Raw genomic sequence first — 11565 nt, forward strand, 5'->3', positions numbered from 1 at the left:
TGTGGTTACCTGGATCACAACCCGACGACCAGGGGGTGGGACCGATGGCGACACCGAAACTCACCGACCGCGCCGCGGAGCACATCGGCTGGCTGACCACAGTCACGCCGAAGGGCAGGCCCGCGCCGCGGCCGGTGTGGTTCGTGCTCGAGGGCGACGACATCGTGGTGTTCAGCCAGCCCGGCACCGCGAAGCTCAAGCACCTCGAGGCGAACCCCGCGGTGAGCTTTCACTTGAACAGCAACGAAGGCGGCGGCGCGATCCTCGTCGTCAACGGCACTGCGCACGTCGAAGAGGGCAAGGCGTCCGAAGCGCCCGGGTACCTCGACAAGTACGGCTCTTCCTACAGCGCCATCGGTTTCGCGACACCGGAGGCGTTCGACGCCTCGTACTCCGTCCGCATCCGCGTGGTGCCCGAGCGCTCCTGGGGGTTCTGAGGTCAGTCCACAGCAGACAGTTCGACACGCATGACCACGCGCCGCGGGGTCGGGTGGCCGACCTCGGCGAACCCGGCGTCGGCGAACACCTGACGGGCCCCCACGTGGAGCTCGCCCCAGGTGATCTCCTTGCCCGGCTCGGTGATCATCGGGTACGCCTCGAGCGCGCGCGCACCGCGTTCGCGGGCGAAGGCGATGGTCGCGCGGGCGAGCGGGTAGGTGAGGCCACGGCCGCGGTAGCCCTTGCGGACGGTGAAGCACGTGACCGCCCAGACGCCGTCGTCGTCCTTGTCCTCGGTGCGGCCGGTCCACGGGACGCGCGTGCCGCGCAGCTTGGGGTACGCGGTCCGAGGCTCGACGGCGACCCAGCCGGCGGGCTCGCCGCCGACGTACGCGACGAGCCCGCTCGTGGCGGCGCCTGGGGTGCCGCAGGCGGTCTGGGCGCGCAGGGACGCGGTGCGTTCCTGCTGCGTGGAGTCGCGCCAGATCCAGCCGGGGACCTTGAACCGCTGGCATTGGCAGCGGGCCGGGTAGTCGGCGGTGCCGAAGATCGCGGCGATGTCGTCCCAGGACGCCTCGTTGGCGGGGACGACGGTGACGTTCTCGGCCGCCGTCAGGCGAGCACGCCCTCGCCGGTCGGGCCTGGGCGGCGCCGCGTCTGCGTCGGTCATGGCGGGGGAGCCTAGGCTGCATTCCGGACGATCCACTTCCGGAACCGGGGATTCCCATGGCCGACGACACCAGCCCGACGGCGCGGGCCCTGCGCACCCTCGAACTCCTGCAGGCCGGCCCGGGCAGCACCGCCGGTCAGCTCGCCGCCGAGCTCGGCGTCTCCGAGCGGGCCGCGCGGCGCTACGTCGGCATCCTGCGTGAGGCCGGCATCCCGGTCGTGTCCGCGCGCGGTCCCTACGGCGGCTACCGCGTCGGGCGCGGCCTGCGGCTCCCGCCGCTGACGTTCACCCCGGCCGAGGCGCTCGGTCTGGTCATGGCGGTGCTCGACGGCCACCACGAGGCCGGTGACCCCGGCACGCTGGTCGGCCGCGCGCTCGGCAAGCTCGTCCAGGCGCTGCCGGAGCCCGTCGCCGCGCAGGCCGAGGCCGTGCGCCGGACCGCCGCGCCCGCGCCGGACGCCGCCGCGGTGCGGCCCGATCCCGACACGACCGCGGCCCTCGTGCACGCCTGCGCCCACCACCGCCGCACCGGCCTCGGTTACCGCTCCGAAGCTGGCTCGGAGTGGGGCCGGGACGTCGACCCGTGGGCGGTCGTCGTGCGCCACGGCCGCTGGTACCTGCTCTGCCGCACCCACCCGGAGGGCACGCGGCGGGCGTACCGGATCGACCGGGTCCGCGGCGTCGAGCTCCGGGCCGAAACCTTCGACCCGCCCGCCGATCTCGACCCGGTCGCCGCGGTCGAGGAACACCTCGCCGCCGGGTGGGAGTACGAAACCGAGGTCGTCATCGACGCGCCCCTCGACGTGGTGAGCCGCTGCCTGCCACGCGCCGTCGGGACGCTCGAGCCCGTCGGCGCCGGGACGACCCTCCTGCGCGGCAGCACCAGCAATCCCGCGTGGTACGCCGAGCAGCTCGCGAAGCTCCCGGCGGCGTACCGGATCGCCGGGTGCCCCGAACTCCGGCAGGCCGCGCGGGTCCTCGGGCAGCGGCTGCTGGCGGCCGCCGGCCGGTGAACCCGGAGGAGTCCACGTATCGTTTTTCCGTGGCGGAACACACCGGCGAAACCCGCAACGCGCAGCTGCAGCGCAACATCGGCGAGCTGCTGCAGGAGCTGCGCGTCGCGCAGGCCGGCGTGCAGATCCTCTTCGGCTTCCTGCTGTCGGTCGTGTTCACCGACCGCTTCCACGACGCCAGCGGGTTCGAGAAGGCCCTCCACCTGTCCGCCGTGGTGCTCGCCGTGGCCGCGACGGCGCTGCTGACCGCGCCCGCCGCGTGGCACCGGCTGCTGTTCCGCACGGGCAGCCGGGAGCGGATCCTGACCGTCGGCAACCGGCTGGTGCTGGTCGGGCTGGTCTGCCTCGCCCTGGCCATCACGTCGACGGTCGCGCTGATCGCGAAGGTGGTCTACGGCGGGATCGCGATGACGATCATGACCGTGGTGTGCGTCCTGCTCTTCGGGGTCCTCTGGTTCGCGATGGCGTCCCGGCTGAACCCGGAGGAGGGTCAGCCGACCGGTCCGCCCAGGTAGAGCGTGTCCTCCTGGACGAAGCAGAGCGGGTTGCCGAACGGGTCGTCCGCGTAGAAGGACCGTTCGCCCCAGAACTGGGTTTCGATCGCCTCGTCGACCCAGCGCGGCCCGGCCGCGCCCACTCGGCGGAACGTCTCCTCGACGTCCTCGACCGCGAGGTAGACGATCCGCGGGTCCCGCCGCGGCCGCGGCTCGCGGTGCTCCAGCGGCGCCTCGACGCACGCGAGCACGACGTCGCCGCAGGTGAAGTAGTGCCGGTTGACCGCGATCCGTTCGCCGGGAGTCCCGAGGACGGCGGCGTAGAAGGTGGCCGCGACCTCGATGTCGTCGACGGGCTGGATCAGCCGGAAGACCCGCATGCGCGCACAGTACCGCTGTTCAACCCGCGTTCGGCAGCCGTTGCACCGCTCGCCGGACCTTCCTCCTCGGTGCGGGCGCCGCCGGACCTTCCTCCTGCCGGTGCCCCGGCCGCCCAAGCCCAAGCGCAGGGCTTCCCCCGCCCAGGCCTCGAAGATCCGGCGCCGACGACAACGTTGTCTTCCTCGCTCACCTCGGCGATCTCACGCAGAACGGCCGCGCGGACGAGTTCGCCCGCATCGACCGCCGGCCGAAGGCCGCCAGTCGAGGGCGAGCAGCAGCTATTCGCGGCCGCCGCCGCGGAACACTGGTGTGGGCCGATGAGAACGCCGAGGCGCAGTGGAAGCACATGGTGCCGGGAACGGTCGCGTACTGGCGCTTCGAGGGCGGTCAGGACGGCAAGCCGGTGCCGGACGACGTCGTCGTGCGCGACCAGACCGGCCGCGGCAACGACCTCAGGCGCGTCACGGCTCCCGGCAGCGGACCGGAAGCGCTGAAGTACAAGAGCGAGCGCACCGTCGACGCGGCGCCGAGCAACGGGCTGAAGTTCGAGCGCGGCTACACCGTCGAGGCGTTCTTCCGGCTGCCGGCGGACTTCAAGGACGGCCACCACGGCTGGCGCGGGCTGTTCGCCCGGCAGGGCAGCGGCGCGGCCGCGGGCAAGACCGGCGACGACCCGCGGGAATCGGCCGCCACACTGTCCCTTTCTTCGTACGCGGGAAAGGTGGACCGGAGTTTCGCTGGGCTGCTGGGTGACGTGCGGGTGGCCGACCGGCCGCTGAACCCGCGCGAATTCATGCTGGGCTGACGGTCTTGACAGCGGGTGGACAATAAAAAATCGACGTGCTCTCCACAAGAAACAGGAGAATCCGTCGAATGTGCCATTAGTCTAACCGCTGTGAGGGGAACTTGTCAAACCAGGGGTACGACGAGGAATTGCGGGAAGAACGGGCCTACGTCGCCGGACTGTACGAGCGGCTCGACCGCGAGCGCGCGGTGGCGCGGGCCCGGTTCCGCGGCGCGCTCGGGGATTCCGGGGTCGCGCTCGGGGAACGGGACGACGACGTGCGGTTCCGGTCGCGGGAGGCGGCCCGGCTGGACGTCGCCGACAACGGGCTCTGCTTCGGCAGGCTCGACGCCGTTTCCGGGGAAACCAGCTACATCGGCCGGATCGGGCTCTTCGACGCCGAAAACGACTACGAACCGTTCCTGCTGGATTGGCGGGCGCCGGCGGCACGGCCGTTCTACGTCGCCACCGCGGCGACCCCGGAAAACATGCGCCGCCGCCGTCAGTTCCGGACGTCGGGGCGGCGGATCGTCGATTTCACGGATGAGGTGCTCGGCCGTCCGGGCGACCACGAGCGCGGCGACGCGGCGCTGCTCGCCGCGATCAGCGCCCCGCGCGGCCGGGGCATGCGGGACATCGTCGCGACGATCCAGGCCGAGCAGGACGAGATCATCCGCCTCGGGCATTCGGGCGTCCTGGTCGTCGAAGGCGGGCCCGGCACCGGGAAGACCGCCGTCGCGCTGCACCGGGTGGCCTACCTGCTCTACACCCGGCGCGAACGGATGTCGCGCAGCGGCGTGCTCGTGGTCGGGCCGAGCCCGCTGTTCCTCGACCACATCGGCCGGGTGCTGCCTTCGCTCGGTGAATCGGACGTCGTGTTCCTGACCACCGGCGACCTCGTGCCCGGTCTGCGCGTCACCGCCGAAGACGCGCCGAAGGTCGCGAAGCTCAAGGGGTCGCTGAAGATCCTCGACGTGCTGGCGGCCGCGGTCGCCGACCGGCAGGCCGTGCCGGCCGAGCCGGTGCCGGTCGAACTGGCCGACGTCACCGTGCCCCTCGACGCCGGCGTCGCGGACGAGGCCCGGCTCGAAGCACGCCGGTCGGGCCTGCCGCACAACGAGGCCCGCGCGGTCTTCCGCGAGCACGTCACTGCGGCCGTCGCCGACCGGGCCGTGACGAAGATCGGTGAAGGCTGGCTGACCTGGGAGGACCGCGGCGCGTGGGCCGACCTGCGCGCCGACGTCCTCGACGAACTGGCGGAGCACGAAGGGTTCGACGCCGCGCTCGGCGAGCTGTGGCCCGAGCTGACGCCGGAAACCTTGCTGGCCTCGCTGTACACGTCGCCGCACCGGCTCGAAGCGGCCGGCGCCGATCCGGCGTTGTTCCGCGCGGACGGCGCGGCCTGGACGGTGTCCGACGTGCCGTTGCTCGACGAGCTGGCCGGCCTGCTCGGCCGGGACGACTCCGCCGAACGCGCCGCCGCGCGCCGCCGGACGGCGGAGGACGAGGAGTACGCCGCCGGGGTCATGGACCTCATCAAGCTGGACCGCGAGGAACTGGACGAAGACGTCATGCTCGGCGCGGAGAACCTGCTCGACGCCGGCGAACTGGCCGGGCGGTTCGACGAGCGCGACACCCGTGACCTCGCCGAACGCGCGGCCGTCGACCGCGACTGGACGTACGGGCACGTCGTCGTCGACGAGGCGCAGGAACTGTCCGAAATGGACTGGCGGGTGCTGATGCGGCGGTGCCCGAGCCGCTCGTTCACGATCGTCGGCGACCTCGCGCAGCGGCGCGGCGCGGCCGGCGCGACGGCGTGGGCGCCGGTGCTCGAGCGGTACGTCGGCGACCGGTGGGTGTACCGCGAGCTGACCGTGAACTACCGGACCCCGGCGGAGATCATGACCGTCGCCGGGGCGCTGCTGGCGGAGTTCGCGCCGGGCGTCCGGCCGCCGGAATCGGTGCGCGCGTGCGGAGTACGGCCGTGGGCCAGGCGAGTTGCGGACGGCGATGTGCAGGAGGCCATCGGCGACTTCGTCCGCGACGAGGCCGGGCGCGAAGGCACCAGCGTCGTCATCGGCCCGCCCGGCGTGCCGGGCGCGGTCACGCCGTCGGCGGTCAAGGGCCTGGAGTTCGACGCCGTCCTGGTCGTCGAGCCGGAGCGGATCCTGGCGGGAGGCGCGCGCGGCGCGGCCGAGCTCTACGTCGCGCTCACCCGCGCCACGCAACGCCTCGGGGTGCTGCACCGGGATCCGCTGCCGGCCGCGCTGTCCGGGATCGCCGAAGCGGGCGCGCCGGCGCGGGCCGGGTACCGGCGGTTCCTGTAGCCGGTCGGGGATGGCGGGTGGGGAGCCGTCATCCCCGGCGGTCACGCCGTGAGCCGGCCCCAGGCGTAGTTCTGCTTGGCCAGCTTCAGGTAGACGAACAGCTCGGTCCCGGAGACGCCCTCGATCTTGCGGATCTCCTCGCCGAGGACTTCGAGCATGTGGTCGTCGTCCCGGCAGACGAGCTCGGCCAGCAAGTCGTACCGCCCGGCGCACAACACGACGTAGTGCACGTTGGGCAGGTCCGACAATCTGTCGGCGACCTCGCGGGGATCAGCGCCGTCGACGCTGATCCCGACCATCGCCTGCCTCGTCAGATCGACGTTGGCCGGGTCGGTCACCGCCACGATCTGCATGAGGTCGTCGCGCAGCAACCGTTGCACGCGCTGGCGGACGGCTCCCTCCGAGAGCCCGACCGCCTTCGCGAGCGCGGTGAACGACGCGCGGCCGTCCTGCTGCAGCAGGGCGATCAGCGATCTGTCCGTGTTGTCCAGTCCGCGCGCTCGTGAATCGTCACCCATGCCGGCCCTCCCTGTGTTTCGGCATGTGATTTGTCAAGTGCGCAGCGTATCGAGACCTGCCGAGAAAGCGAGACCCCAGCGCCAGCTTCACGCGATCCGGCGCCGATTGTGCCGTCAGCCGAGGATTCGGTGGCGCGGAGGGAAAATCACAAGGCATTCCGAGGCGGTTCACGGGCGGATCTGCGGCCCCGCGCACAGCGGGCGCGCTCACCCGGCCCGGACGACCGCGCCGTGGGGCCCGGTGTTCGGCCGACCCGCGGGTCGGACTACGCCATCGACAGCAGTCCGCGGCCGGGGTGCCCGGTTGCCGTGGCACCATCCACATCGGACTCGCCGTGGTCAGCCCAGGTCGCGGCGGCTGAGGTCCTCCTCCGTCTCCCGGCGCACCAGCAGCGTCGCGACGCCCTCCTTCACGCCGACCAGCGGTGGCCGGCCGACCTGGTTGTAGTTCGACGCCAGCGAGTGGTGGTACGCGCCGGTGCAGGGCACGGCCAGCAGGTCGCCGGCGTGCAGGTCACCGGGCAGGAGGAGGCCGTCGGCGAGGACGTCGCCCGACTCGCAGTGCCGGCCCACGACGGTCATCGGGACGCGCTTCTCCCGGGAGCGGCGTCCGACGAGGCGCGTCGTGTAGCGGGCACCGTAGAGCGACGGCCGCGCGTTGTCGCTCATGCCGCCGTCGACCGCGACGAACGTGCGGGTGCCGCGCTTGACCGCGCACACGCGGTACACGGTGATCCCGGCCGGCCCGACGATGGCGCGGCCCGGCTCGATCGTCAGCCGCGGCACCGGAAAGCCGTGCGCCGCGCATTCGTAGCCGAGGGCCACGCGCAGCCGTCGCGAGTAGCCGCCGAGGTCGAACGCGGGCTCGCCGCCGACGTACGGCACCGCGTGCCCGCCGCCGAGGTCGAGCTCCCGCAGCGTGACGCCGTGGGTGTCGCGGATCCGGACCAGCACCTCGGCCATCCGTCGTGCGGCGGCTTCGTACCGGTCGACGCGCGAGACCTGCGAGCCGATGTGGCAGTGCAGCCCGGCCAGCCGCAGGCCAGGCTGGCCCCGGACCGCGCGCACCGCCGCGTCGACGTTGTCCGGAACGCCATCGAGCAGGGAAAACCCGAACTTCTGGCCCTCGGTGCCGGTACTGATGGCCGCGTGCGCCCCCGCCGCGACCCCCGGCGTCACCCGGATCATCACCTGCTGTGCGCCGGGGGTGAGGGCGCCGAGCTGCGCGATCTCGTCGAGCGAGTCGACGACGATCCGCCGGACGCCGTACTCGAGAGCGGCCTTCAGGTCTTCGGGCGTCTTCGCGTTGCCGTGCAGCAGCATCCGCTCCGCGGGGAAGCGGACTGAGCGCGCGACGGCGATCTCGCCCGCGGAGCACGTGTCGAGCGACAACCCCTCTTCGGCGACCCAGCGCAGTACAGAGCGCGTACACAGCGCCTTGCTCGCGTACGCGACTTCGACGTCCGGCAGCGCTTCGCGGTACTCGCGGGCGACGTCGCGTACCTGCTGTTCGTCGACGAAGTACGCTGGCGTCCCGAAGCGCGCGGCGAGGTGGCTGACCTTCGCGCCGGCGAAGAGGAGTTCGCCGTCTTCGCCGAGTCGGGTGCTTCGCGGCCAGACTCCTGGCTCGAGGTGATCGGCGGCTTCGCAGCCGAGGCTGGGAAGAAGCTCGCTGAGCGTCACGGGGTGCCTCCGGGCATCACGGCGGATCGGACTCCGTCAGGACACCGCCGCCGCCTTCGCCGCGCGTCCCCCGTGAATGCCCTCCTGACGCCTTTCCGTCGTCCGCTTACTCCGTATTGACGCGCGAGTAACTTCGGCCACACCCCGGTTAACCTGCGCGAAGCTAAATTTCCGGGGTCGCCGTCGTCACGCGGGGCATGGTTTGCAGGAGACGTTCCGCCGGACGCGTGCCACGGCGATGGCGACGTACCTCCGCCACGACGGCCGGTTCCCCGCGTTCGGAGTCAACGCGCTGGAGGTCGTCGACGGCTGGTGGCCGAGGTGACGACGTTCGTCCCGGCCGTGTTCGCCGCGTTCGGGCGGGCGGACTAGGCCTTCGCCGTCCGGAGCGGCTCACCCACCTCGTGGAGGTGCTGCAGCACGTAGCCGTACGAGCGGGCCCAGCCACACTGGGAGTAGGCGATGCCGTGCCGGGCGCAGAAGTCCCGGACGATCACCTGCGCGTGCCGGAGGTTCGGCCGGGCCATGCTCGGGAACAGGTGGTGCTCGATCTGGTAGTTCAGCCCGCCGAGCGCGAAGTCGACGACCCGGCCGCCGCGGATGTTGCGCGACGTCAGCACCTGCTTGCGCAGGAAGTCGAGTTCGTGGCCGGTCGAGAGCATCTCCATGCCCTTGTGGTTGGGCGCGAACGAGCAGCCCATGTACAGGCCCCACAGGAACTGGTGCACGAGGATGAAGATGACGCCGGTCAGCGGCGAAAGCACGATGAACACGGCCGCGAGGTAGGCCGCGAGGTGGGCGATCAGGAGCGCGGACTCCAGTTTGCGGCGGCGAAGATCCTTGCGCAGAACCGCCTTCACGCTCGAGACGTGCAGGTTCAGGCCTTCGAGCAGCAGCAGCGGGAAGAACAGGAACGCCTGGTACTTCGCCACCCAGCGCAGGAACCCCCGCTTGCGCGAGCTCTGCGCACGGCTGAACGCGAGCGCGGCGATGTCGACGTCCGGGTCCTCGTCCTCGTGGTTCGGGTTGGCGTGGTGCCGCGCGTGCGTGCCGATCCACCAGCCGTAGCTCAGCCCGGTGAGTCCACCGTGGACGAACCCGGTGGCGTCGTTCGCCCGGCGGCTGCGGAAGATCTGCTTGTGCCCGGCGTCGTGCCCGACGAACGACAGCTGCGCGAACATCATCGCGAAGAACGCGGCGAGGAGCAGCTGCCACCACGAGTCGCCGAGGTAGGCGAAGGCGACCCAGCCGCCGCCGAACGCGGCGAGGTTGAGCCCGATCCGGACGGCGTAGTACCGCCGTCGGCGCCGCAGCAGTCCCGCGTCCTTGATGAGCCGCGAAAGCTCGGCGAAGTCGCTTCCGCGCGTGGTTTCCGAAGCCTGGAGCGAAGTCATGTCCGCCGTCCTGGTCAGCTGAAACGCTTGTCCAGCAACGGCTTCCGGGCATGACACGCCGGACCCGATCCGGGATAAGGGCCACTGGGGCCTGCCCGCGGGCTCGCTCCGCGGATGGCCCCAGGGTCTCACCCCCGGCCGCCCGATGGCAATCGCCGCGACCTGTACAGCGTGCCAAGCCCAGGTGACGGGCAGGTCTCAGGCGAGCCCCCACGACGACAGCAAACCGGAAATCCGCTCGCGTTCGCCGGCCGTCAGCAGCCGGCTCGGCGGCCGGACGTCCGGGCGGCAGAGGCCGAGCTGGCCGAGCGCGTCCTTGACCACGCTGACGTTGTTGGCGTTCCCGTTCGCCGCGCGCAGCTCTTCGAACGGCCGGATCCGCTCCCAGACCGCCATCGCGGCCGGATAGTCCCCTGTGGACAGTGCGTGGAACATCTCCAGCGAGATCGCCGGGTCGACGTTCACCAGGCCCGACGTGAAGCCGGTGGCGCCGACGGCGAAGTACCCGGGCGCCGAGAGCTCGGCCAGGCCGGCGATCCACACGAACCGTTCGAAGCCCGCGTCCCGCGCGACCGAACCGAAGCGCACCGGGTCCGGCACGGCGTACTTCACGCCGATGACGTTCGGCGCGGCCTCGCCCAGCGCGCGCAGCTGCTCGCCGGAGATCACCGGGTTCCGGACGTAGAGCACCACGCCGAGTTCGGGCACCGCGGCCGCGATGGCGGCGTGGTAGTCGACCCAGCCGTCGCCGGAGATGTACGGGTGCACCGGCTGGTGGATCATGATCATGTCGGCCCCGGCGTCCCGCGCGTGCGCCGCGGCCCTCGTCGCCGACGCGACGTCGTGCCCGATCCCGGCGAGCACGCTTGCCCGGCCGGCCACGGCCTCGACCGTGACCTCCAGGCACTGCCGGGCTTCGCCGGCGTCCAGCGCGTAGAACTCGCCGGTGTTCCCGTTCGGCGTCACGACCTCGACGCCGCCGGTGATCAGCCGGTCGACGAGCTTCGCGTACGTCTGGCCGTCGACGGCGCCCTCGGCGTCGAACGGCGTGACCGGGATGGCCACCACCCCGGAAAGCCGCCGCCTCTGCTGCTCGAACGTCATCGGGCCCCCTTCGTGTCTGCGGTGTGTTCGCCGTCTTCGCCTCGGAGCCCGAACGCGACCCGGTCGAGGAAATCCGTGATGTGCCGGCGCAGCAGGTGCTCGGCCTGCCGGGCGTTCCCGCTCTCGGCGGCGGTCAGGATCGCCCGGTGCTCGGCCGCTTCGCCCTGCCACGTCGGGCTGATGCCCCAGCCGGTGACGGTGATCAGCGCGGCCTGGTCGCGCAGGCCGTCCAGGATCTCGACCAGCAGCGGGTTCCCGCACCCGGCGTAGAGCGCACGGTGGAACAGCCGGTTCGTCAGGCTGGCCTTCGCGCGGTCGGTGGCGTCGGTACCGGTCCCGACCTCCGCGAGCACGCTCCTCGCCTCGGTGAAATCGGCGCCGAGCTCGACCGAGCGCCGGACGGCCTCGGGCTCGAGGAGGGCGCGCAGGTCGAACACCGCGTGCGCGCTTTTGGCGTCCATGACCCGGACCGCCGCCCCCTTGTACGTGCTCATCGTGACCAAACCGGAACCCGCGAGGATCCGCAGTGCTTCGCGCACCGGCGTCTTCGACACCCCGAGCAGCGCGCCGACCTCGGCCTCGGCGAGCGTTTCGCCCGGCCCGAACTCCCCGCTCAAGATCGCTTCCTTGATCGCGTCCCGCACGAAATCCGTGCGCGACACGGGCGGCGGCGGCCTCCTGGCCGAAGAAGTGCTCGCCACTGGCATGTCCGATCTGATATACGATGCGACATACAACATTATCACGGACCCAGGGAGC

General features: G+C 71.8%; 12 protein-coding genes and 1 pseudogene. 6 read left to right on the forward strand and 7 right to left on the reverse strand.

All coding sequences use genetic code 11. The features are described 5' to 3' along the window. The first annotated feature begins 44 nt into the window (after positions 1-44). Complete coding sequence (locus ACYVLJ_RS11510; RefSeq protein ID WP_451969570.1) at positions 45-437, forward strand: pyridoxamine 5'-phosphate oxidase family protein; 393 nt, start codon at positions 45-47, stop codon at positions 435-437. 2 nt (positions 438-439) lie between these two features. On the opposite strand, the gene ACYVLJ_RS11515 is transcribed toward ACYVLJ_RS11510, so the two are convergent. After that, positions 440-1108: a GNAT family N-acetyltransferase gene (locus ACYVLJ_RS11515; protein ID WP_460438570.1), complete on the reverse strand. Its 669-nt coding sequence runs from the start codon at positions 1106-1108 to the stop codon at positions 440-442. 56 nt (positions 1109-1164) lie between these two features. On the opposite strand from ACYVLJ_RS11515, the gene ACYVLJ_RS11520 reads away from it, so the two are divergent. Then, positions 1165-2121 carry a helix-turn-helix transcriptional regulator gene (locus ACYVLJ_RS11520; RefSeq protein WP_460438571.1) on the forward strand — a complete coding sequence of 319 codons (957 nt, stop codon included), beginning with the start codon at positions 1165-1167 and terminating at the stop codon, positions 2119-2121. Between the two features lie 29 nt (positions 2122-2150). Continuing rightward, positions 2151-2636 carry a DUF6328 family protein gene (locus ACYVLJ_RS11525; protein WP_460438572.1) on the forward strand — a complete coding sequence of 162 codons (486 nt, stop codon included), beginning with the start codon at positions 2151-2153 and terminating at the stop codon, positions 2634-2636. Here the strand turns inward: ACYVLJ_RS11525 and ACYVLJ_RS11530 are convergent. Then, positions 2612-2995 (reverse strand): VOC family protein, encoded by a 384-nt coding sequence (locus ACYVLJ_RS11530; protein WP_460438573.1) that lies wholly within the window; start codon positions 2993-2995, stop codon positions 2612-2614. The genes ACYVLJ_RS11525 and ACYVLJ_RS11530 overlap by 25 nt on opposite strands. 347 nt (positions 2996-3342) lie before the next feature. Between ACYVLJ_RS11530 and ACYVLJ_RS11535 the strand changes: the two are divergent. Beyond that, positions 3343-3801 (forward strand): annotated as a pseudogene (locus tag ACYVLJ_RS11535) (LamG-like jellyroll fold domain-containing protein); the annotation flags it as partial. Positions 3802-3902: 101 nt separating this feature from the next. After that, positions 3903-6107, forward strand: a complete 2205-nt coding sequence (gene helR, locus ACYVLJ_RS11540) for an RNA polymerase recycling motor ATPase HelR (RefSeq protein ID WP_460438574.1) — start codon at positions 3903-3905, stop codon at positions 6105-6107. A gap of 41 nt (positions 6108-6148) precedes the next feature. Here the strand turns inward: helR and ACYVLJ_RS11545 are convergent, their stop codons facing one another. Together ACYVLJ_RS11545 and lysA are read right to left on the reverse strand one after the other, a co-directional pair. Further along, entirely contained in the window at positions 6149-6625 is a 477-nt protein-coding gene (locus ACYVLJ_RS11545; protein ID WP_451969559.1) for an Lrp/AsnC family transcriptional regulator, read from the reverse strand. 339 nt (positions 6626-6964) lie between these two features. Beyond that, entirely contained in the window at positions 6965-8308 is a 1344-nt protein-coding gene (lysA, locus tag ACYVLJ_RS11550; protein WP_460438575.1) for a diaminopimelate decarboxylase family protein, read from the reverse strand. Between the two features lie 202 nt (positions 8309-8510). On the opposite strand from lysA, the gene ACYVLJ_RS11555 reads away from it, so the two are divergent. Beyond that, positions 8511-8633: a hypothetical protein gene (locus tag ACYVLJ_RS11555; RefSeq protein WP_460438576.1), complete on the forward strand. Its 123-nt coding sequence runs from the start codon at positions 8511-8513 to the stop codon at positions 8631-8633. 43 nt (positions 8634-8676) lie between these two features. Here ACYVLJ_RS11555 and ACYVLJ_RS11560 read toward each other — a convergent pair whose 3' ends face one another. From ACYVLJ_RS11560 to ACYVLJ_RS11570, 3 genes are all read right to left on the reverse strand, one after another. Beyond that, the gene (locus ACYVLJ_RS11560; protein WP_460438577.1) at positions 8677-9702 is read right to left on the reverse strand and encodes a fatty acid desaturase family protein; all 1026 of its coding nucleotides are present in this window, start codon (positions 9700-9702) and stop codon (positions 8677-8679) included. Between the two features lie 198 nt (positions 9703-9900). Further along, positions 9901-10806, reverse strand: coding sequence for a dihydrodipicolinate synthase family protein (locus ACYVLJ_RS11565; RefSeq protein ID WP_460438578.1), 906 nt, complete (start codon positions 10804-10806; stop codon positions 9901-9903). Next, positions 10803-11507 carry a GntR family transcriptional regulator gene (locus ACYVLJ_RS11570; protein WP_460438641.1) on the reverse strand — a complete coding sequence of 235 codons (705 nt, stop codon included), beginning with the start codon at positions 11505-11507 and terminating at the stop codon, positions 10803-10805. The genes ACYVLJ_RS11565 and ACYVLJ_RS11570 overlap by 4 nt, the downstream gene beginning before the upstream one ends. Positions 11508-11565: the final 58 nt, after the last annotated feature.

It is taken from the genome of Amycolatopsis stemonae (genome assembly GCF_054781455.1).